This window comes from Salibaculum griseiflavum, from assembly GCF_003129565.1.
Classification (GTDB): domain Bacteria; phylum Pseudomonadota; class Alphaproteobacteria; order Rhodobacterales; family Rhodobacteraceae; genus Salibaculum; species Salibaculum griseiflavum.
Genome location: NZ_QETF01000003.1, coordinates 71,481 through 91,737, shown reverse-complemented (window position 1 = coordinate 91,737; position 20,257 = coordinate 71,481). Strand labels below are relative to the sequence as shown.

Genomic DNA, 20,257 nt, shown 5'->3' with positions numbered 1-20,257 from the left:
GATCAGTTCGTCACGTTGTCTTCGAGCGCCCGAAGCGACCGCGCCGCGGCCTCGAAATGCTGCGGGTGGGTGTCGATCGCCTCGCGCAGCAGGCCGCGCCCGATCGTCACGTCGTTCTGCTTGATCGCTGTCAGGGCCATCGTGTGCAGAAGTTGCGCCCGTTCGATCTGGGTCATGGGAATGACGGGCAGATCGTAATTGCGCTGCGCGCCGCGGGCCATGACCAGGTTGTTCTTGGCTGTGAACAGGTCCCGGTCGTTCTGGATGGCATCCAGGAACAGCTCTTCGGCCCCGGAATAGTCGCCGCGAGTCAGCTTGGAAAACCCCCAGTTGTTCAGAACACCAGCCGGGCGGGTCGTCAGGCCTGCAGCGGTTTCGTAGAAGCTGTCGGCGTTGTCCCATTCTTCGTTGCTGTCAGCGACCATCGCTTCAAGGCGGTAGCGTTCATAGGTCTCGTGCGTGGGCGGGATCGCGTCCAGAACCTGTTCGGCCCGGTCCCACTGGTTCGTGCGGATCAGCGCATCGGCCAGGTCGACCTGGTCGTCGAGGCCGCTGTCCTCATGGTCGGTCACGTCCGTCCAAGCGGCCACCGCGCGGTCATAGTCTCGCGCCCGAACGAGGGATTTCGCCAAGCCGCGCATCAGGTCGATCCGGCCGGGATCGTTGGCGCTGGCGCGGGAAAAGTAGTTCACTGCCTCATCGGGGTCGCCGACCGTCAGCATCACATCGTTGAGGTTTGTTTCGTCGACGACATTCACGTCCTGCAGAGCGCGGTTGACCTGGGCCTCGCCGGAACGTTCGCAGGCTGCCAGTGACATCGCTCCCAACAGGGCCGCGGAGAAAAGGATGGGGTGGCGCATGGTTTTGCGTCCTTTTGCTGCTCTTGCCTCTAGGGTTCGCCCAGCAGCAGGTAATCCCCGGTGCCGCGTCGAACCAGTTGGAACTGTTCGTTCTCTTGGACGACAGAATAGCCGGGGTTTTCCAATTTTGCGAGTGCCAAGCGCAAGTTATCCCGAATCAGGTCGGAATCGCCGTTATCCGTTGCATAGGCGCGACGAAAAATCTGGGCCGCCTCGGCAATTTCTCCGCGTTCCATCAGGATGACGCCAAGATTGTTCCATGCGGGGACGAAGCTCGCGTCCTCCTCGACGGCGCGGCGCAAGAGGTCTTCGGCCTGGTTCAGACGGCCCAGACGCAGGTTGGCCGACCCCAGCGCCGACAAGGTGTCCACGTTCAGCCCTTGGCGTCCGGCGGCGCGCGTATAGGCTTGAAGGGCCAGTTCGAATTCGCCCGCGGCCATGAGCCTGTGGCCAACGGTCAGCCCATCGACATCCGCTTCTCCGGCAACGCCGGGCGCGAAGACCCGTTCGCCCGTCGGCGTGAAGCCACGAGGGCCGCATGCCGCGAGGGCGCAGAAAAGGGCGATGATCCAGAGGGCGCGGCGCGTCATGGTGTGGGCTACTTGGCCTGTCTGCTCTTGTCTTCTTGTTGCCCAATGGGTCGCCCAAAGCGCCTGCTTGTTCAAGAAAATATCGGCGTCACGGGAAAACCGCCCGGTGACCGGGCGGTTTTTGCCACGTGTGGCATCCCTCAGAAGTTGGCGTTCGAGAGCGTGATGTAGATGTTGTAGACCGACGGGCCGATCAGGATGATCAAAAGCGGCGGCACGGTCAGCATCATCGTCGCCAGTGTCATCTTGGTGGGCAGGGTGTTCGCCTTTTCCTCGGCCCGCATGACGCGCTTGTCGCGCATCTCGGACGAGAAGACCCGCAGCGCCTCGGCAATCGAGGTGCCGAATTGCTGGGACTGGATCAGCACGGTGACGAAACTGGCGATATCGGGCACGCCCGCGCGTTCGGACATGTCGCGAAGCACTTGGGTCTTGTCCTTGCCGGCTTTCATTTCGTTGGCAACGATCTTGTATTCCTCGGCCAGGGCGGGAAAGCCCGATTCAAGTTCGCGCGACACACGGATGATGGCCTGGTCCAGCGACTGACCCGCCTCGACGCAGACAAGCATCATGTCGAGGCTGTCCGGAAAACCGTTGACCATCTGTTCCTGGCGTTCCTGCTGGCGCCGGTTGACCCAGTATTTGGGCAGCATGTAGCCCACGACGCCCGGCAGAAGGATGGAAAGGATCGTGGTCCTCGTCGTAGGATCGCCCGTCGAGGAGGAGTAGATCGCATACGCCACGCCGAGAACCAGCAGACCGATCCCGAGGGCGAACTGTGCGAAGTGGTACATGCGCACGGCGTTCTTGCTGCGATAGCCTGCCTGGACGAGTTTGAGCTGGATCGAGGAGAATTCCTCCTGGTCCTGGGGTTCAAGGAAGTTGGAATATTTCTCCAGCTTGTCCTTGCCACCGCCCATGCGCAGCTTGGTGCCTTCCTTGGCGACCATGGCGGCCTGGTTGGCGGATTTGAGTTTCTCAAGCGGGTCCTCTTCCTTCTTCAGTAGGGTCGGCAGGACCAGCAGGATCAGCAGGACCCCCAGCATGCCGATGACCATGAGTGGCCCGAACGGGCCCAGCATGTCGATCAGCATTTGGTTGATGGTGTCGAGAATCTGCATGGGGGACCTCAGACCTTGATATTCACGAGCCGGCGCATGACGATCACGTTGGCCACCAGGAAACCGGCCACGACAAGGGCAGCCGGGATGAAGGCCGACGTTTCGCGCACGTCGTCATAGTAGTTGGGCTGGATCACGTTGATCATGACCAGTGCCACGATGGGAAAGCCGGACAGGAACATGCCCGACCATTTCGCCTCGGCGGTGATGGCCTTGACCCGGCGGAACAGCTTGAACCGGGCCCGGATCACCTTGGCCAAGCCGTCCAGGATTTCGGCCAGGTTGCCACCCGCCTGCTGCTGGATCGCGACCGCCACGGCCAGGAAGCGCAAGTCCTGCATGTCGATGCGTTCGGCCATGGCCTTGAGCGTATCGCCCATGTCGCGGCCATAGGCGGCCTCGTCCGAGATCACACCCATTTCCGAGCCCAGCGGATCGGGCACTTCCTTGGCCACGATGGCCACGGCAGAGCTGAACGGGTGACCGACACGCAGGCTGCGCACCATAAGTTCGACCGCGTCCGGAAGCTGCTCTTCCAGCATCGACATCCGTTTCTTGGCCTTGGAATTGATCCACACGTAGACACTGCCCACACCCATGGCGATAGCAACAGCCACACGAACCGGTGCCGCTGCGGTGGTCCCGAAGGTCAGTGCAAAGAACGCCACCCCCGACAGCACGCCCATGAGGATCATCAACTGAGCCGGGGTGAAGGCGATATTGGCTTTCTGCGCCTTGGTCGCCAGCAACGAATAGAGCGGGATCTTCTGGCTCTGCAGGTGCTGGGTCATCTCCTTGCGGAGTTGTTCGAGCACCTCCTCGCGGTTGTTGCCCTTCTCCAGCATTTCCAGCCGGCGATTGACCCGGTTGTTGAGGCTGATCGATTTGCCGAAGGCGACAAGGTAGATGCCGTTCACCAGGACAAGGATCGAGATGAAGATCAGGCCGTAGATTATCGGTTCTGCTGAGATGGTCATGTTACTGCGCCGCCACGGGTTCGAAGATTTGCGCGGGCAGGTCGTAGCCCCAGAGCTTGAAGCGCTCCGAGAAATGCGACCGCACGCCAGTGGCCGTGAAATGGCCGATGATCTTGTTGTCGGGGGTCAGGCCCACCCGCTGATAGCGGAAGATCTCTTGCATGGAGATCACGTCGCCTTCCATGCCGGTCACTTCGGTGATCGACACCATGCGGCGCGACCCGTCCTGAAGGCGGCTGGCCTGCACGATCAGGTGCACAGCGCTGGCGATCTGTGAGCGCACGGCCTTCAGGGGCATCTCGATCCCGGCCATGGCGACCATGTTTTCCAGTCGGCTGACCGCATCGCGTGCGTTGTTGGCGTGGATCGTGGTCATCGATCCGTCATGGCCGGTGTTCATGGCCTGCAGCATGTCGATGACTTCCTCGCCCCGGGTTTCCCCTACGATGATACGGTCGGGACGCATCCGCAGGGCGTTCTTGAGACAGTCCCGCTGGCTGACGCCGCCCTTGCCCTCGACGTTGGGCGGGCGGCTTTCCATCCGGCCCACATGGGTCTGTTGCAGCTGAAGTTCCGCCGTGTCCTCGATGGTGAGGATGCGTTCGCTGTCGTCAATGAAGGACGACAGGGCGTTCAGGGTGGTCGTCTTACCCGAACCGGTCCCGCCGGACACGATCACGTTGAGCCGGGTCGAAACGGCGGCCTGAAGGTAGGCGGCCATTTCCTCGGAAAAGGCGCCGAAGTTCACCAGGTCCTGGATGCCCAGCTTGTCCTTGGTGAATTTCCGGATCGACACCAGCGACCCGTCGACCGCAATCGGCGGAACCATCGCGTTGAAACGCGATCCATCCGCCAGACGGGCGTCGACATAGGGGTTCGACTCGTCCACGCGACGACCCACGGCCGACACGATCTTGTCGATGATGCGCAGCAGGTGACGTTCATCCTTGAACGTGATGTCCGTCAGTTCCAGCTTGCCGCCGCGTTCCACGAAGATCTGCTTGGGACCGTTGACCAGGATATCGTTGACCTTGTCGTCCTGAAGCAGGGTTTCGAGCGGGCCAAGGCCCTTGACCTCGAAATATAGCTCTTGCGTCAGGGTGGTGCGCTCCTCGCGGTTCAGCACCACGCCCATGTCTTCCAGGGTTTCGGTCGCGATCGCGCTGATCTCGGCCTTGAGATCCTTTTCGGTCGCCTGTTCCAGGGCGGCAAGGTTGAGATTGTCCAGCAGCGCCTTGTGCAGTTCCAGCTTGATTTCGCCCAGGCGTTCCTTCCGCTTGACTTCCTTGTCCTTCGGCACCGGCTGCGCGGCGGTTTTGTGCGCCTCCTTCATCAAGGTCGTCTTGACCGCCTCGGGGGCAGGGGGTGCTGTCGGCGCGCTCGTGGCGCTGTCGGGGGCGGGGGCGGCCTTCGGGGCCGGTGCCGTCTTCTTGTATTTCGAAAACATCTGGCGGGCTCCTTATGCGGTTGCCGCGTCCTCGGACACGTTGTGTTCGTGCACCGACGTGGCGAGCTTGAGGATTTCCTTGCGCAACGGGTTCTTCGCGAGGCCTTCGGCGAGGGGCACGCCGTGATCGGCGTTCTGCGCCACGGGTCGGCCGCCATCGGGCAACCGCACCTCGATCGAAATGCCAAGGCTTTCCGACAGTCGCTTGATCCGGCTCTTGCCGTTCAGGTCGGTGAATTTTGGTGCGCGGTTCAGAACGAAACGCAGCTTCTCGAAGGGCAGCTGTTCCGCCTGTAGCGCGCGCTTGACCCGGAGCGTGTTCTGGGCCGAGCGCATGTCCAGCTCCAGCGTCGCGAAGAAGACATGCGCCGCGTTCAACACGGTCTCGGTCCACTCCACAAAGGTCTTGGGCATGTCGATCACGACGTAGTCGAAATTCACCCGGGCGGTCTCGATCAGCCGGTTGATATCCTCGGAGGTGACAAGGTCCAGCGGGATCAGGTCCGTCGGCGCGGTCAGGACATGCAGCTTTTCCTCGAAACCCAGCAGGGCCTGCATGAAGCTTTCGCTGTCCATGGCCTCGGTGTCCTGCAGTAGCTCGAACACGGATTCGCGGCGCGGCAGGTCAAGGAAAGTCGAGGTGCTGCCGAACTGGAAGTCCAGGTCGATCAGACAGACCCGCGGCGGCTTGTTCTTGTCGGCATTGGCAAGCTCCCAGGCCAGGTTGACCGCAAGTGTGGTGGCTCCGGTTCCGCCGGCCATGCCCTGGATCGGGATCACGACGCCGCTTCGGTCGTCGGTTGCCTTGAGAACGGGCGTGTTTTCGGGCGCGGGCGGTTCCGGCGGGGCGAGAACCCGCTCAATCGCCTGGGCCAATTCGCCTTCGGGAAGCGGGTAGGGAACGAACTCGTCGCCGCCCTCGCGCAGCAGCATGTGCAAGGATGCCGGCGAGACCTCTTCGCCGATGATGATGATGATACGGATCGAACGGGTCTTGGCGGCCCGGACGATATCGACGATGAGGCCGATATCGCCTTCATCCTCCTCGTCGAGAGCGATGGCCAGGAACTCCAGTTCGTCGGCTTCGGGTTGTTCGAGGAAGGCCAGAGCGTCTTCGAAGCCCAGGTCGCCCCAGCTTTCGCCCATGCAGCTTTCCATATCCTCGATGAGCAGGTCGAAATTCTGCACGTCACGACTCACGGTGCATGCCGTGATCGGTTGTGGGTCTGGCTGCAGCATTGCACTACTCATGCCTGGTTCCGTCCTTCTTTACCTTGCCCGTCTCATTTCACTGCGCGGGGCCGATTGCTCGTAATCTTCGGGCCCTGTCTCAAGACGCACTCGGGGCCGTGATCGCGTTGAAATTCACCGAGAAACATGTCGAGAATTGGGCCGAATTTCCGCCATTGTGCGAAATCATGCGACGATCACGGCAGAGGGCGATCTCTGTTTCCGAGGCTTTGCAACGAAAAAGGGGCCGCTGGGGCCCCTTCTTGATGATGCTTCTTCGCGTTCTGTGCCGGCAAATCAGTTGCCGCCGCCACCGCCACCGCCCGTCGGCAGATTCGTCGAATGACCAAGGCCCGCCGGGTTGGCGTCACCCAGGCTTCCGGAAACGCCGGTCGATACGTAATCACGGAAGATCACGGCGGCATATTCACCATTCAGGACGGTCGGGTGATTCTGAACGAAGCCCGTCACCTCGGTGACCGTGCGGCGATTGCGGCGTTCGCGCCCCTCGGTCACGATCAGAGGCTGCGTTTCGCCTTGGCTGACCACGGCCTCGAGTCGGCCGCGATCTACGCCTTGGCTGACCAGGTAGGCCACGGCCGCCTGGGCCCGGCGCAGACCCAATCCGCGGTTATAGGCGCGCGATCCGACCAGGTCGGTATGGCCATAGACCTTGAAGCGGACCTCGGGGAACTGGTTGATCCAGGTCGCCTGTTGGCGCAAGATCTGCCGGGCTTGCTGGTCCAGCGCGGTCGAGTTGAAGGCAAAGTTGATCGTCGGCTGAACCTCGTTCGAGAAACGCTGGTTCAGGTTGATCACGTAATTCGCCTGTCCGGTTCCGACGAGCACATTGTTCATCGTCGCGTTGCCGAAATAGCCGGTGTCGAGCTGCGCGCCCGCCTCGCGGGTGTTGAAGTCACGCCATTCGCCGGCACAGCCGCTCAGAGCGATCAGGCCGGAGGCCGCGATGAAGGTGAGGGGTCGTTTCATGGCCTCGCTCCTCAATTGTCCATGACGTAGCCGTAGGACCCGCTGAAGTCCTGGCGTGCCACTTCACCTGCGCCGCCCGATGTGGGGGCGTTTTCCGATGCGACCCGGCCGAACAGGAACAGGTCGCGTTCCGAAGGCGGGCGGACCCGATCCGTCGGCAGGGCCAGCGCCTCGCCGCGGGTCGGTGTCACCAGATGAGGCGTGACGATGATGACCAGCTCGGTCTGCTGACGCGAATATTCGGCGCTGCGGAACAGGGCGCCCAGCACCGGGATATCACCCAGCCACGGCACCTGGCCGTTCAGGTCGGTGAAGTCATCCGACAGCAGCCCGGCAATGGCGAAGCTTTCGCCGTCGCGCATCTCGACCGTGGTCGAGGTTTCGCGGGTGCTGAAAGCGTCGATGGAAAAACCGTTCTGGTTGAAACCGTTGGTCGGATCGATCGCGCTGACCGACGCGTTGAGTTCCAGGTTGATCACGTCGCCGTCGATGACCCGCGGGATGAAGTTCAGCTCGATGCCGAAGGGCTTGTATTCCACGGTGATCGTGTCGTCGTCCTGGGCGATCGGGATCGGGTATTCGCCGCCCGCCAGGAACCGCGCCTCCTGGCCCGACAGGGCGGTCAGGTTCGGTTCGGCCAGGGTGCGGACCACGCCGCGCTGCTCCAGGGCCTCCATCAGGATACCGACTTCGAGGCCGCCGGCGTTGAACCCGAAGAGCATGGCGCCCTGGTTGTCGTTCGATCCCGGAAGCGCGCCGCTCAGAGCGCCGGTGCGACCACCCTCGGTGACGGCGGCACCGGTGCCGCCGGCCGTGCCGAGGTCGCCGCCCAGAAGATCGCCGCCGATGGCGAGGGAAGAACTCAGCTGCTTCGAAACCGAACGCTGCATCTCGGCAAAGCGCACGCGCAGCATGACCTGCTGCGTGCCGCCGACGCTCATGAGGTTGGACACCCGCCCGGCTGCGTAGCGTTCGGCCAGTTGCAGGGCCCGGTCCAGCCGTGCCGACGAGCTGACCGTGCCGGACAGCACGATACCGTCATTGGCGGTGCGCACCTCGATCGGTTCACCGGGCAGGATCTGTTCCAGCCGTTCCTTGAATTCCGCGATATCGGGGGTGACATGAATCTCAACGTTGGTGATCAGCCGCCCGTCGCCGCCCAGGAGGGTAAGTGTGGTGCGGCCCGGCTCCTTGCCCAGAACGTAGATCGTGCGCTCCGACAGGGACGAAATGTCGGCGATCCCGGGGTTGGCGATCGACAATTCGCTGAAGGGGACGTCGCTTTCGACAACGACGGCCCGGTTCATCGGCACGTTCAACGCACGCGAGGGCGAGCCTGTCATGACCCGCAGGGTTTCGGCTGGCGCGATAGATGGCGCTGCCATTATTGTAAGGGAAAGCCCGGCAAGGGCTGCCTTGATGAGTGTCTTGATTTTCATGTGACCTGCCTCTCGATCACGCCCAGTGAAGGGCATTTTTTGCCCGTTATTGTCGAGACCGTGCACCGAAACGGCTTTTTTTGCAAGAATCAATGCTGTGGGTGCGCTTGTTCATGTGGATAACCAGCAACATCCGAAGAAATGCGAACGCCCGGCTCCAAGCGGGACCGGGCGCGACGCGGTGAAGGCTTCTGGTCAGTTCGTGCAGGGAATGACCACTTCGATCTGCTCGGTCCCGCGGTTCTGGCGGATGGTGCAGACACGTTCCTGTTCGACCGGTTCAGGCGCTTCGCGCGGCGTGATGCCGAGCAGGGTGGCCTGGTTCACCTCGATCTGGCTGGTAAGGTCCGAGGGAGCATCGTCGCCCACCAGGGCCAGCGACAATTCTCCGGACCCTTGTGCGGTGGCGAGCGCGGCCACCTGCGCACTGTCGGCTTCGACAGTGACGGTCCGCACTCTGTCCGATGCCGAGGAACGGCCGCTGTCGGTGCTCTGGTCAACGGCAACGATGGTCAAGCCGCTTTGGATCAGACGGGTCGTCACGCCGTTCGTGCCGCCCATCTCGCCAAGGTTGACCTGGCCGGTCCAGTAGACGTCGACCCGGTCGCCGGGCCGCAGGAAGCCGGACACGGCCGAGCGCACGTTCACGTCGATCGCGTAGGCCTGCATTCCGGGCGTCAGAAGGGCATTGATGCCGGCGCTTTCGCCCGGTGCGGTGACCTTGATGGCCATAAGCGGTTCGTTCGGTTCCATCTGGCGCACGGCCACACGCAGCTTCTCGGGACCATCGGGGAAGAACTCTTCCTGGGTGCGGAAGACGCCCTCGGGCAAGAAGGGTTCGGCGTGCTTGATGATGACGACATCCTCGGGATTGATCTGTTCGCCGTATTCGACGGTCCGGTTCACGGCCAGCACATCGACCGTGGGAACATTCTGAGCCATCGCAGCGCGCTGTGCCGCGAGCTGGGCGTTCTGCTGTTCGAAATAGCCCTGAACCATGTAGATGGCCGCGCCTGCCAGGCCGACCCCGATGATCAGGACAAGACCAAATACTGCTCGCATCGTCTTTCCTTTCGGTTTTGGTGCCCCTGCGGCACCCACTCACTCACGACCTTAGATGCCTGACGAATACGGCTTTTTTTTGCCGCCTTGGTGGTCGCTTCGGGACAAATGCCGGTTCGCGGTGAGCGGGCGCGATAGGTCGCGCGATCAGAAGCTCTGGATCGACTGGTTGCTCAGGTGGGCGCCGAGCCCGGTGGACTTGTCAGTCGCGCCCTGGCCAATCACCGCGATGACGCCGACGCCAAGTCCGACCAGCGCCGCGGTCAGAACGACCCAATCGACTGTCACAGCGCCGCTTTCGTCGCGGCGGTATTTCTTGAAAATTCGGGTCATCCAGGTCTCCCAGGTCAAATTGGATTTCCCCCATTGCCTATAGAGGGAATGTGGCGGCTTGTGGTCGCAACAATGGTGTTTCAGAGATCAATCAAACGGCGCAGACGCGCCAAATGAAAAGGGCCACCCGCGATACGGGCGACCCTTTTGTAGGATCCGGTCGCGATTAGTAGGTCGCGATGGTCTGTGCGCTCAGCTGCGCTTCGATCTTGTCGGCCAGGTCGGCGGTGCCACCACCCACGGAAGCCAGCACGGCGATGCCGAGGCCAACGATGGCGGCGGTCAGCACGACCCAGTCGACGGTCACGGCGCCGTCTTCGTCACGGCGGAAGTTCTTGATGAAGTTCAACATGGAGTTACTCCGTTCTTCAACTCTTCAACGGGTATCGCGATTAGTAGGTCGCGATGGTCTGTGCGCTCAGCTGCGCTTCGATCTTGTCGGCCAGATCGGCGGTGCCACCACCCACGGAAGCCAGCACGGCGATGCCGAGGCCAACGATGGCGGCGGTCAGCACGACCCAGTCGACGGTCACGGCGCCGTCTTCGTCACGGCGGAAGTTCTTGATAAAGTTCAGCATTGTATGTCCCTCCTCAGGGGTATCGCTCAGTTTCTGTTCCCGTTGCGGATCTACCTGCGCCGGCCTCTCAATGGCACAGTCCCCGTTTCGGATGGGCCAATATGGCCATTGGATTGGGGCAAGATTTGGACGCCTTTCGTGCATTTTTGCATCCGATTAACTTTTTGCCTGGTGGGAGTTTAAAGTTCTGAAAACAAATCAAAAAAACTTTCTTTTTCTTTGACCGACACCACACTTTGTTGATCTTGGCGCGCCAATTCGACAACACAGCTGCTGACTGTTCACGCGAATACTGGCCAGCTTGCGGCCGACGCGATAGAGTTTCTGAAAACCCGAGGCAGGCGGAGACCGCACCAATGCGGCGCAGTATGATTTTGGCGGGGCTGTTCGGCCTGGCGACGACCGGCATGGCCGGTGCCGAGCAGGACAGGCTGCAAGAGGATTTCACCTTCAAGAGGATCGGTGTGCCGCCCGCCGGCGCCACGAACCGTATTACGGTGCAGATCGCCCCGGGTCGGCCCACCACCCCTTCTGCGCCGCCGTCGGCGGGACAGGCCGCCGCCACCACCCCCGGTGCATCGGCCATTGCCGGACTGGCACCGGCACCTTCAGACGTGGCGTGGTTCTGGGACGCGGTCTCGCCAAGTCTGGACCTGTCCAGCCCGGCCAGTTTCGTGACCGCTGAAAACGCGCTGCTCAATGCACCTGACGATGCGGCGGTGCCCCAACCCAGGTTACAGGCCATGAGCGAGCTGGCCGCGCGCTACGGCGTCGATATCCTGGCGGCCTCCGTCGGAAAGGACGTGTCGCCGGCGCTGGTCCTTGCCGTGATCTCGGTGGAAAGCGCGGGGAAATCCGATGCGGTGAGCCGCGCGGGCGCACGCGGGCTGATGCAATTGATGCCCGCCACCGCAGACCGCTTCGGCGTGCGCGACAGTTTCGACCCCAAGGACAACATTGCCGGCGGCGTTGCCTACCTGGACTGGTTGATGAAGGAATTCGACCGCGACCTGCTGATGGTTCTGGCCGGATACAATGCCGGTGAAGGGTCCGTGCGCGAGAACAACGGCGTCCCGCCCTTCGCCGAAACGCGGGCCTATGTGCCCAAGGTGCTTGCCGCCTGGCAGGTGGCGCGGGGGCTGTGCGTCACGCCGCCGGAGCTGCCGACCGATGGCTGTGTCTTCAACGTGAATGCGGAGGGCTGAGATGTCCGACAAGCCGCTTGTCGTGGATGCGGATGGGACCTTGTTGCGCACCGACATGTTGCTCGAATGCGCCTGGAAGGGGTTGGGAACCGATCCGCAGGGAACCTTGCGGGCGATACGCCATCTTCCGGACAGGGCAGCTTTCAAAGCTGCACTTGCCCGGATCGCACCGCTGCGGATCGACCTGTTGCCGGTCCATGAGGAAATCGTTGCGCTTGTCGAACAGGCCAAGGCGCAGGGCCGCGAAGTGGTTCTGGCGTCGGCTTCGGACAGGTCGCTGGTGGACCCGCTGGCGCAGCGGTTCGGCTTCGACAGGGTTTTTGCCTCGGACGGCGGGAAGAACCTGAAAGGTGCCGCCAAGGCGCGTGCGCTGGTCGATGCCTATGGCGAACAGGGGTTTGACTACGCGGGCAACGATGCCTCTGACATGGAAATCTGGAGACATGCCGATCGTGCCATCGTCGTGGGCCGGGCCGCCGGGGCCGTGCACAAGCTGGACGATCCGGTCCGGATCGCAGGCGGCTGGTCGCCGCGGGCCCTGATCAAGGCATTGCGTCCGCATCAATGGGTCAAGAATGTCCTGCTGTTCCTGCCGATGATCGCGGCGCACGCCTTCCATTTCGACACCTTCCTGCGGGTCTGTCTCGGGATCGTGGCGTTCTCGGCGGCGGCTTCGACGATCTATATCGTCAACGATCTTCTGGATATCGAGGCCGACCGGTTGCACGCTACCAAGAAAAGGCGCCCTTTCGCCGCCGGAACCGTGCCCATACCCGTCGGCATGGCCGCCTGCCTATTGCTCGCCATTGTGGCGCTGGGGGTCGGTGCGGCCCTGTCGTGGCAGATGTTCGGGGTTGTGGCGTTCTATATGGCGCTGTCACTGGCCTATTCCATGCGGCTCAAGCGGCTGCGCTGGATCGATATCGCGACACTGGCCTCGCTCTACACGCTGCGGGTTGTGGCCGGTGCAGCGGCGAGCGAGGTCTATGCCTCGGTCTTCATGCTGATTTTCATATTCCCGATCTTCCTGACGCTGGGCTGCGTCAAACGCATGACCGAACTGGCCCTGGCCGCCGACGACAAGCCGCTGCCCGGCCGCGGCTATGCGCGGGGCGACCGGGGGGATCTGCTCAACATGGCGGTGCTGGGCATGGTGGGCGCTTTGGTGATCTTCTTTCTGTATTCCTGGTCGGATCAGGCGCGGATCCTCTATCCCGATCAATGGCTGCTCTGGGTGGCTTTGCTTCCCATCGCGGCCTGGCTCTACCGGATGATCCGGCTGGGCTATTTCGGCAAGCAGGACTACGATCCCATCGTGTTCGCCCTCCGCGACATTCGCGGCATCGGTTACCTGCTGATCACCCTGTCCCTCATGTTCTATGCGGCCGGTCTGTGGACCGAGTGGTATTTCAGGCTGGTGGGCTAGATCGACATCTTCTTGAAGACAGGTTCGGGGATCGCCCGGATCACGGTCATGATCGGCCACCAGATGCGCCGGGTGTAAAGCACGTTCTTGCCACGCTTGAGACCGGCGAGGATGTCGTCGGCCACGGCGTCTGGCGTCGTCATGAAGGGCAGGTCGTCCATGCCTTGGGTCATGGCGGTGTCCACGGGCCCGGGCTTGACCGTCATGACATGGACGCCTTCACGGCCCAGTCTGTTCCGCAGCCCTGACAGGTAGGTGGCGAAACCGCCCTTTGCCCCGCCATAGACGTAGTTCCCGATCCGGCCCCGGTCGCCCGCGACCGAGCCGACGCCGACAATGCTGCCCGATCCACGCGCCTCAAGGTGCGGCGCCAGCATCTGCAGGAACCGCGCGGGGCCGGTGAAACTGTCTGCGATTACACCATCGAGCATGGCGGGGTCTGCGTCGATCTCTTCCTGCGGGGGCATGGAGCCGACGAAAACCGCGCAATTGATCTGGCCGGCCTGTTTCAGGGCCAGATCGATCACGGGCTGGAAGGTGCCGGGATCGCGCGCATCGAAAGCGATAGGCTCTGCCATGGATGCACCCCGGGCCAGCGCATCGCTGGCGTTGGTCTTCAAATCATCCATCCGCCGCCCGGCCAGGATCAGCCCCGCGCCCTGTTCGGCCAGTTTCTGCATGAAGGCCCGCGCCATGGTCGAGCTTGCCCCCAGAATGATCCAGGTCTGTTCCATCATAACCTCCGCAGGTCCAATCGGCGGACCATATCCGTTGCCAGTTTTCCATCTGGATCCGCCTTCATGACCTGCGCGACCCATTCGGGATGTTCGGGATACATGGCCTTGACGCTCGGGCCCTTGGCCAGCCCGTCCTTGGCCAAATAGATGCGTCCTCTGGCGGCGATCGCCTGATTCTCCAGTCGGGCGATCAGGTCACGTGCGGACTCCCGGTTGGGGAAGTCTACCGCCAGGGTATAGCCGGGCATCGGGAATGACAGGTAACCGGCGCGGCCATCGCCCATGCGTTTGAGCACGGCCAGCGGCGAGGCAAGGCCGCTCTCGGCGATCTCCGCCAGCATTGCCCGCAAGGTATCGGCCCTGTCCAGCGGCACGACGCATTGGAACTGGTGAAAACCGCGCTTGCCGTATAGCCGGTTCCAGTCGTGGATCTTGTCCAGCGGAAAGAAGAAGTCCTCGAAGGCGCGCACCACCGTCCGGCCCGTTGCCGGGACCCTGTGGTAGTAGACGCTGTTGAAGGCCCGCACGACCGGGCCGGACAAGGCCCAGCTTGGTGCGTCCAGCGGCACGCTGCGCCGCTTGGGGCGGGCCGGGGCAAGTCCGGAACCGATCTCGGCCTCTTCCAGGATGCCACGTCCCAGCTTGGGGCCGGTCGCGGTCGCGTCGATCCAACCGACGCAATAGGTCGCGTCCGAAGCATCGAGATGGGCGATATGCTCGGCCCAGTCCTCGACCCGTCGCTCCGTGACGACCATGACCTCACCGGGACAGCGCTTAAGCTGGATGGTGACTTGCGTGATGATGCCGGTCTGACCCAGCCCGCCGCAGGTCGCCGCCCAAAGCCGCTTGTCGCGGTCGGGCGTGATCTTGCGCCGCTTGCCGTTCTGCAAAAGGGTCAGGGCGGTCACGTGCTGGCAAAAGCTGCCCGTATTGTGGTGGTTCTTGCCATGCACATCCATCGCCACCGCCCCGCCCACGGTGGCGATGCCGGTGCCGGGCATCACCGGGGGCAACCAGCCCTGCGGCGGCAGGATGCGGGCCAGCGCCCCGATGGTTACGCCGGCCTCCACGGTGATCAGGCCGGTCTTGCGGTCAAAGGCGAGGATCCGGTCCTGCGCGGTCATGTCCAGCACTGCGCCGCCATCGTTGAGCGGGGCATCGCCATAGGATCGCCGGTTGCCGAAGGCCGGCGCGATGGTGTCGATCTCCTGCTCCGTGACAGGGCGCGCGACGCGGCCCGAGGCGGTCAGCGCCCGCCCCCAGCCGGTATAGGCGATGTCCTTGCGCCAGCGCATCGCGATCATCCCCGGGCTCGCGCGGCGCAGCGTTCGGCCAATGGAAAGACCGCCAGCCCTATGCCGATGGCGAACCACAGCGTGGTCAGCCGGATCACGGCGGTGGCGGGGATCGAAACCTCCAGCGGGACGCCTTCGATGGACAAGAGCGCGACCATCGCCGCCTCGGCCCCGCCGACGCCGCCCGGTGCGCCGGTCAATCCGCCCGCAAGTGTGGCGAAGGTGAAGATACCCATCGCCGTCCAGAGGCCGATATCCGCCCCCATCCAGCCCAGAAGGAGGTGAAACGCGTAGCCTTCCGCGCCCCAGCCGATAAGCCCCAGCAGGATCGACAGCGACAGGGTCGGTCCGGTCGAGAAAACTGCCAAGGACCGTGCTGCACCCCGCACGCGCCCCATCAGGCGCGGCAGAAAGCCAGTGAGCCGGTAGGCCCATGTGACGCCCCCGGCCAACAGCCGCGGCCGGGTCGCGATCCATGCCGCGGCAAGGGCCAGAAGAGCAACCGGGATGGCCAGTGTCGCACCCCCGGCCGAAAGGCCCACGGACAGCGCAAGGATCAAGGCCATTGCGGCGAGGTCCGAGGCGCGATCAACCAGCACCAGAGGCGCTGTGCGTTCTACGGACCAGCCGGTTTCCCGTTTGAGCCACCGCATGCGGATCAGTTCGCCCACCCGGCCCGGTGTCACCGACATGGCGAAGCCGCCGAGGAAGTGCCGGATGTCCTGCACAGGACCCGTCGGCAGGCCCAGCCGCTGGGTGAAAAGGTGCCAACGCGCGCCGCGAAAAAGGTAGTTCACCAGGCTCAGGGCCAACAGGATCGCAACCTGCGCGACGGTCAGGCGCATCAACTGGTCTCGGGTCTCGGCCCAGCCGGTGGCGGCGGCCAGCCCGGCCAGCCCGGCGATGACGACGGCAAAGAGCCCTGCCAGCAGGGCGATATCGCGCCAGCGGCGGGCGGCGGGGCGCGACGGACCGGTTGGTGCCGCCGCGGCGTTTGGATAAACGGACAAGCTCATTACCGGCCCATCTAGACACAGATTGGGGCGATATTATGAAACCGTTTCGCAAACCGAAACGGTTTTGACGGGTTTATGGGCGACGGTTACGCCTTCTTGCGACCCTTGCCCTTCTTGGCGGATTTCTCGGCAATCCATTGCACCGCCTGGTCCATGGTCACATCGGCGGGCTCGGTCCCCTTGGGGATCGTCGCATTGACCTTGCCCCATTTGACATAAGGGCCGTAGCGGCCATCCATCACGTTGACCGGCCCACCCTCGGACGGGTGTTCGCCCAGCTCCTTGAGGGGTTTGGCGGCCGCGCTTCGGCCCCGGCCGGGATTGGCCCGCTTCTCGGCCAGCATTTCCACCGCACGGTTCATGCCGATCTGGAACACGTCATCGGGGTCCTTGAGGTTGACATAGACCGGCTTGGCCTCATCCGGCAGCTGGTGCATGACATAAGGACCAAAGCGCCCGAAATTGGACTTGATCTCGCCGCCCTCGGGGTGAGTGCCGATCTCGCGCGGAAGGCTGAGCAGGGTCAGGGCCTTTTCGAGGTCCATCGCGTCCTTGTCCCAGCCCTTGGGCAATGAGGCGCGCGGCGGCTTCTTGTTTTCCGGCGTCGGTTCGCCGCGTTGGACGTAAGGTCCGAAACGGCCCGATTTCAGCCAGATCTCATCGCCCTGATCCTCGCCCAGGACTCGTTCGTCGCCATCCGCGCCTTCACCGGCGATGGGCCGGGTATAGGTGCATTCGGGGTAATTGCCGCACCCCACGAACCCACCTGTGCGCGAGGTCTTGAGGTGCAAACGCCCCTCGCCGCATTTGGGGCAGATGCGCGGGTCGGACCCGTCCTCGCGGGGGGGATACAATTGCGGTGCCAGAACGTCGTCGAGCACGTCCAGCACCTCGGTGATCCGCAGTTCCGAGGTTTCCTCGATCGCCTTGTGGAAGTCCCGCCAGAAGCCCGAAAGAACCTCTTTCCAGTCGCGCTGCCCGGCCGAGACATCGTCCAGCATCTCTTCGAGATTCGCGGTGAATTCGTAGCCCACATATTTGCGGAAGAAATTCAGCAGGAAGACCGTCACGATCCGGCCCTTGTCCTCGGGGATCAGGCGGTTCTTTTCCTTGCGGACATATTCGCGATCCTGGATGGTGGTGATCACGCTGGCATAGGTCGAAGGCCGTCCGATCCCGAGCTCTTCCATCCGCTTGACCAGTGTTGCCTCGGTATAGCGGGGCGGGGGCTGGGTGAAATGTTGCTCGGGGCTGACGGAGGTCTTCTTCGCCGCGTCGCCTTCGGCCATCTGGGGCAACCGCTTGTCGTCATCATCGACAACGTCATCGCGGCCTTCCTCGTAGACGGCGAGAAAACCGTCGAACAGCACCACCTGGCCATTGGCCCGCAGCACGACCTGTCCATCTGCGCTGCCGATATCGACGCTGGTGCGCTCCAGTTTGGCCGCTTGCATCTGGCTGGCCAGCGTGCGTTTCCAGATCAGGTCATAGAGCTTCTGCTGGTCCTGCTCGCTGATCTTCGCCTCGGCCACGGACTTGCTCATGTCCGTGGGTCGGATGCATTCGTGAGCTTCCTGCGCGTTCTTGGCCTTGTTCTTGTAGACGCGGGCGTCGGCGGGGACGTAATCCTTGCCATAGCGGGTCTCGATCGCGCCCCGCGCGTCTGCCACGGCCTCGGGCGCCATGTCGATCCCGTCGGTCCGCATATAGGTGATCAGGCCGGCCTCGTAGAGGCGCTGGGCGGCGTTCATGCATTGCCGGGCGCCCATGCCGAACTTGCGGCTGGCTTCTTGCTGCAAGGTCGAGGTCATGAAGGGCGGCGAGGGGTTGCGCGTGCTGGGCTTGGCTTCGACCTTGAGCACCGAAAGGTCACGCGACGTCACCGCCTGAACGGCCATTTCGGCCTGGGTCTCGTTCTCGATGTCGAACTTTTCCAGCCGCTTGCCGGCCAGCGTCGTCAGCCGCGCCTCGAAACTCTGGCCGCGCGGGGTTTCCAGCACCGCCTTGACCGACCAGTATTCGCGCGGATTGAAGGCTTCGATTTCCATCTCGCGTTCGACGATCAGCCGCAGGCAGACCGATTGCACCCGCCCGGCACTGCGTGCGCCCGGCAGTTTGCGCCAAAGGACCGGCGAGAGGTTAAAACCGACCAGGTAGTCCAGCGCGCGACGGGCCAGGTAGGCCTCTACCAGGTCTTCATCGACCTGGCGGGGATGCTGCATCGCCTCGGTGATGGCTTCCTTGGTGATCGCGTTGAAGGTCACGCGGCTGACGGCGGTGTCCTTCTTGATCGAGCGCCGCTTGGTCAGGGCCTCTTGCAGGTGCCAGCTGATCGCCTCGCCTTCGCGGTCGGGGTCGGTGGCGAGGATCAGTTCGTTGTCGTTTTTCAGCGCGTCGGCGATGGCCTTGACGTGCTTGCGGCTGTCATTGCCGACCTCCCAGACCATGTCGAATCCGTTGTCCGGGTCGACCGATCCGTTTTTTGCAGGCAGGTCACGGACATGGCCGTAAGAGGCCAGCACGGTGTAGTCGGAGCCCAGATATTTGTTGATTGTCTTGGCCTTGGCCGGGGACTCGACGACGACAACGGGCATGAAAACTCCTTGAAAAAGCAATGGGCCTTGGGCGGCGCATAAAGGCCGTGCACCGCCGGGTTTGTCAATGCGTTGACTTGGGACGGGCGGTCGACCGGGTCAAGTCGCTGGTCGAAATATGATGGCAAGGGGCCGCGGAGTCGGGCGGCCAAGCGGCGTGTTTGGAGGGCGGTGGGCCGTGCTAGACGGCCTTCGACAAGAGGCCGCCGGGCTGGCGCAGGATCTTGCCGTCCAGCTCAAGGTCGACCAGCGCCGGGGCGACCTGGCCCGGTGCGGCGCGCAGGTCGCGGATCAACTGGTCCTCGGCCACGGGACTCGGGCCGAGACGCGCCAGGATGTCCTGGTGCAGGCGCGCCGTGTCGCGCAGGCTGCGGCGTTCGGGGGGCGGCGCGGGCGCAATATCCATTGCCATCTGCACATCATTGTCCAGCGCTGGCCGGTCGATCGCCTCGATGACGTCCTCTGCGCTGCGCACGAGATGCGCCCCATCGCGGATCAGCATGTTGCAGCCTGCTGCGCGGGCATCGAAACGGTGGCCGGGCACAGCCATGACATCGCGGCCCTGGTCCAGCGCGTTGCGGGCGGTGATCAGGCTGCCGGATTTCGCCGCGGCTTCGACAACGATCACGGCACTGACAAGGCCCGAGATGATTCGATTGCGGGCGGGAAAATGCCGGGCTTGGGGCTGCAGGCCCATGGGTTGTTCGGACAGGCGCAGGCCGGTTTCGGCGATCCGACTGGCCAGGGTGGCGTTTTCGGCGGGGTAGATCACATCGACACCGCCTGCCTGCACGGCGATCGTGCCGCTCTGAAGGGTGGCGTCGTGGGCCACGGCGTCAATCCCGCGCGCCAGGCCCGAAACCACGCAAAACCCCGCGTCTCCCAGTTTGGCGGCCAGTTTGCGGGTCATGCGGGTGCCCAGGGAAGAGGCATTGCGCGCGCCCACAAGGGCGACTTTCGGGCGGCCCAGCAGGGATGCGTCGCCAAGCAGCCAGAGGGCGACCGGCGCATCGGCGATTTCGGCCAGGTCGGTCGGGTAGGCCGGATCGCCTTGAAATGTCAGCTGTGCCCCGGCAGAGGCGCCGGCTTTCATTTCGTTGACGATCACGCCCTCGGGGCAGGGTTCGTAATTGTCCACGCCGGCGGCGCGGGCAATTTGTGGCAAGGCGGCGAGTGCCCCGGTCGCATCCCCGTGTTCGGCCAGCAGTCGACGATAGGTCGATGGCCCCACGCGGCGCGAGCGCAACAGGCGAAGGGCGCTGAACCGTTCGTCTTCCGTGGTGGGTGGGAGTGGGGGGTGAGTGGAAGAGCGTGTATCCCCGGTCATCCTGTCCTCCGCCTGTTGCGGGATCAGGTT

At 63.4% G+C, this 20,257-nt stretch carries 19 protein-coding genes; 2 read left to right on the top strand and 17 right to left on the bottom strand.

Annotated features, from left to right (window positions below; translation table 11 throughout):
* Window positions 1-2 precede the first annotated feature (2 nt).
* The 12 genes from DFK10_RS03940 to DFK10_RS03885 all read right to left on the bottom strand — a co-directional run bounded on the left by DFK10_RS03940 (window position 3) and on the right by DFK10_RS03885 (window position 10,627).
* Window positions 3-860 (bottom strand): tetratricopeptide repeat protein, encoded by an 858-nt coding sequence (locus DFK10_RS03940; RefSeq protein ID WP_109386819.1) that lies wholly within the window; start codon window positions 858-860, stop codon window positions 3-5.
* A gap of 29 nt (window positions 861-889) precedes the next feature.
* Complete coding sequence (locus tag DFK10_RS03935) at window positions 890-1,450, bottom strand: tetratricopeptide repeat protein (protein WP_109386817.1); 561 nt, start codon at window positions 1,448-1,450, stop codon at window positions 890-892.
* Window positions 1,451-1,590: 140 nt separating this feature from the next.
* Window positions 1,591-2,571, bottom strand: coding sequence for a type II secretion system F family protein (locus DFK10_RS03930; RefSeq protein ID WP_109386815.1), 981 nt, complete (start codon window positions 2,569-2,571; stop codon window positions 1,591-1,593).
* 8 nt (window positions 2,572-2,579) lie between these two features.
* A complete protein-coding gene (locus DFK10_RS03925; protein WP_109386813.1) occupies window positions 2,580-3,548 on the bottom strand; it encodes a type II secretion system F family protein in 969 nt (322 codons plus the stop codon).
* Between the two features lies 1 nt (window position 3,549).
* Entirely contained in the window at window positions 3,550-4,995 is a 1,446-nt protein-coding gene (locus DFK10_RS03920; RefSeq protein WP_109386811.1) for a CpaF family protein, read from the bottom strand.
* A 12-nt stretch (window positions 4,996-5,007) separates the two neighbouring features.
* Complete coding sequence (locus DFK10_RS03915) at window positions 5,008-6,246, bottom strand: AAA family ATPase (protein WP_109386809.1); 1,239 nt, start codon at window positions 6,244-6,246, stop codon at window positions 5,008-5,010.
* Between the two features lie 276 nt (window positions 6,247-6,522).
* The gene (locus tag DFK10_RS03910) at window positions 6,523-7,215 is read right to left on the bottom strand and encodes an OmpA family protein (RefSeq protein WP_109386807.1); all 693 of its coding nucleotides are present in this window, start codon (window positions 7,213-7,215) and stop codon (window positions 6,523-6,525) included.
* An 11-nt stretch (window positions 7,216-7,226) separates the two neighbouring features.
* Window positions 7,227-8,654 carry a type II and III secretion system protein family protein gene (locus DFK10_RS03905; RefSeq protein ID WP_109386805.1) on the bottom strand — a complete coding sequence of 476 codons (1,428 nt, stop codon included), beginning with the start codon at window positions 8,652-8,654 and terminating at the stop codon, window positions 7,227-7,229.
* A 195-nt stretch (window positions 8,655-8,849) separates the two neighbouring features.
* On the bottom strand, window positions 8,850-9,716 hold the full coding sequence (gene cpaB, locus DFK10_RS03900) for a Flp pilus assembly protein CpaB (protein ID WP_109386803.1): 867 nt from the start codon (window positions 9,714-9,716) through the stop codon (window positions 8,850-8,852).
* Between the two features lie 147 nt (window positions 9,717-9,863).
* The gene (locus DFK10_RS03895; protein WP_109387116.1) at window positions 9,864-10,049 is read right to left on the bottom strand and encodes a Flp family type IVb pilin; all 186 of its coding nucleotides are present in this window, start codon (window positions 10,047-10,049) and stop codon (window positions 9,864-9,866) included.
* A 166-nt stretch (window positions 10,050-10,215) separates the two neighbouring features.
* Complete coding sequence (locus DFK10_RS03890; protein WP_109386801.1) at window positions 10,216-10,401, bottom strand: Flp family type IVb pilin; 186 nt, start codon at window positions 10,399-10,401, stop codon at window positions 10,216-10,218.
* Window positions 10,402-10,441: 40 nt separating this feature from the next.
* Window positions 10,442-10,627, bottom strand: a complete 186-nt coding sequence (locus DFK10_RS03885; RefSeq protein WP_109386801.1) for a Flp family type IVb pilin — start codon at window positions 10,625-10,627, stop codon at window positions 10,442-10,444.
* 356 nt (window positions 10,628-10,983) lie between these two features.
* On the opposite strand from DFK10_RS03885, the gene DFK10_RS03880 reads away from it, so the two are divergent.
* Both DFK10_RS03880 and DFK10_RS03875 read left to right on the top strand, forming a co-directional pair.
* Window positions 10,984-11,832 (top strand): lytic transglycosylase domain-containing protein, encoded by an 849-nt coding sequence (locus DFK10_RS03880; protein WP_109386799.1) that lies wholly within the window; start codon window positions 10,984-10,986, stop codon window positions 11,830-11,832.
* Between the two features lies 1 nt (window position 11,833).
* Window positions 11,834-13,258 (top strand): UbiA family prenyltransferase, encoded by a 1,425-nt coding sequence (locus DFK10_RS03875; protein ID WP_109386797.1) that lies wholly within the window; start codon window positions 11,834-11,836, stop codon window positions 13,256-13,258.
* Here DFK10_RS03875 and DFK10_RS03870 read toward each other — a convergent pair.
* From DFK10_RS03870 to dprA, 5 genes are all read right to left on the bottom strand, one after another.
* Window positions 13,255-13,992 (bottom strand): SDR family NAD(P)-dependent oxidoreductase, encoded by a 738-nt coding sequence (locus tag DFK10_RS03870; protein ID WP_109386795.1) that lies wholly within the window; start codon window positions 13,990-13,992, stop codon window positions 13,255-13,257. The genes DFK10_RS03875 and DFK10_RS03870 overlap by 4 nt on opposite strands.
* Window positions 13,992-15,290 carry an FAD-binding oxidoreductase gene (locus DFK10_RS03865; RefSeq protein ID WP_109387114.1) on the bottom strand — a complete coding sequence of 433 codons (1,299 nt, stop codon included), beginning with the start codon at window positions 15,288-15,290 and terminating at the stop codon, window positions 13,992-13,994. Before DFK10_RS03865 ends, DFK10_RS03870 begins: the two co-directional genes overlap by 1 nt.
* Before the next feature lie 5 nt (window positions 15,291-15,295).
* Window positions 15,296-16,306: a lysylphosphatidylglycerol synthase transmembrane domain-containing protein gene (locus DFK10_RS03860; protein WP_109386793.1), complete on the bottom strand. Its 1,011-nt coding sequence runs from the start codon at window positions 16,304-16,306 to the stop codon at window positions 15,296-15,298.
* Between the two features lie 86 nt (window positions 16,307-16,392).
* Window positions 16,393-18,900 carry a type I DNA topoisomerase gene (topA, locus tag DFK10_RS03855; protein WP_109386791.1) on the bottom strand — a complete coding sequence of 836 codons (2,508 nt, stop codon included), beginning with the start codon at window positions 18,898-18,900 and terminating at the stop codon, window positions 16,393-16,395.
* Window positions 18,901-19,081: 181 nt separating this feature from the next.
* Window positions 19,082-20,227 (bottom strand): DNA-processing protein DprA, encoded by a 1,146-nt coding sequence (gene dprA / locus DFK10_RS03850; RefSeq protein WP_109386789.1) that lies wholly within the window; start codon window positions 20,225-20,227, stop codon window positions 19,082-19,084.
* Window positions 20,228-20,257 lie beyond the last annotated feature (30 nt).

Bases quoted from the DNA above. Each gene is read 5' to 3' on its own strand.
- DFK10_RS03940 (WP_109386819.1), bottom strand. From the start codon at position 860: ATGCGCCACCCCATCCTTTTCTCCGCGGCCCTGTTGGGAGCGATGTCA.
- DFK10_RS03935 (WP_109386817.1), bottom strand. From the start codon at position 1,450: ATGACGCGCCGCGCCCTCTGGATCATCGCCCTTTTCTGCGCCCTCGCG.
- DFK10_RS03930 (WP_109386815.1), bottom strand. From the start codon at position 2,571: ATGCAGATTCTCGACACCATCAACCAAATGCTGATCGACATGCTGGGC.
- DFK10_RS03925 (WP_109386813.1), bottom strand. From the start codon at position 3,548: ATGACCATCTCAGCAGAACCGATAATCTACGGCCTGATCTTCATCTCG.
- DFK10_RS03920 (WP_109386811.1), bottom strand. From the start codon at position 4,995: ATGTTTTCGAAATACAAGAAGACGGCACCGGCCCCGAAGGCCGCCCCC.
- DFK10_RS03915 (WP_109386809.1), bottom strand. From the start codon at position 6,246: ATGAGTAGTGCAATGCTGCAGCCAGACCCACAACCGATCACGGCATGC.
- DFK10_RS03910 (WP_109386807.1), bottom strand. From the start codon at position 7,215: ATGAAACGACCCCTCACCTTCATCGCGGCCTCCGGCCTGATCGCTCTG.
- DFK10_RS03905 (WP_109386805.1), bottom strand. From the start codon at position 8,654: ATGAAAATCAAGACACTCATCAAGGCAGCCCTTGCCGGGCTTTCCCTT.
- cpaB (WP_109386803.1), bottom strand. From the start codon at position 9,716: ATGCGAGCAGTATTTGGTCTTGTCCTGATCATCGGGGTCGGCCTGGCA.
- DFK10_RS03895 (WP_109387116.1), bottom strand. From the start codon at position 10,049: ATGACCCGAATTTTCAAGAAATACCGCCGCGACGAAAGCGGCGCTGTG.
- DFK10_RS03890 (WP_109386801.1), bottom strand. From the start codon at position 10,401: ATGTTGAACTTCATCAAGAACTTCCGCCGTGACGAAGACGGCGCCGTG.
- DFK10_RS03885 (WP_109386801.1), bottom strand. From the start codon at position 10,627: ATGCTGAACTTTATCAAGAACTTCCGCCGTGACGAAGACGGCGCCGTG.
- DFK10_RS03880 (WP_109386799.1), top strand. From the start codon at position 10,984: ATGCGGCGCAGTATGATTTTGGCGGGGCTGTTCGGCCTGGCGACGACC.
- DFK10_RS03875 (WP_109386797.1), top strand. From the start codon at position 11,834: ATGTCCGACAAGCCGCTTGTCGTGGATGCGGATGGGACCTTGTTGCGC.
- DFK10_RS03870 (WP_109386795.1), bottom strand. From the start codon at position 13,992: ATGGAACAGACCTGGATCATTCTGGGGGCAAGCTCGACCATGGCGCGG.
- DFK10_RS03865 (WP_109387114.1), bottom strand. From the start codon at position 15,290: ATGCGCTGGCGCAAGGACATCGCCTATACCGGCTGGGGGCGGGCGCTG.
- DFK10_RS03860 (WP_109386793.1), bottom strand. From the start codon at position 16,306: ATGAGCTTGTCCGTTTATCCAAACGCCGCGGCGGCACCAACCGGTCCG.
- topA (WP_109386791.1), bottom strand. From the start codon at position 18,900: ATGCCCGTTGTCGTCGTCGAGTCCCCGGCCAAGGCCAAGACAATCAAC.
- dprA (WP_109386789.1), bottom strand. From the start codon at position 20,227: ATGACCGGGGATACACGCTCTTCCACTCACCCCCCACTCCCACCCACC.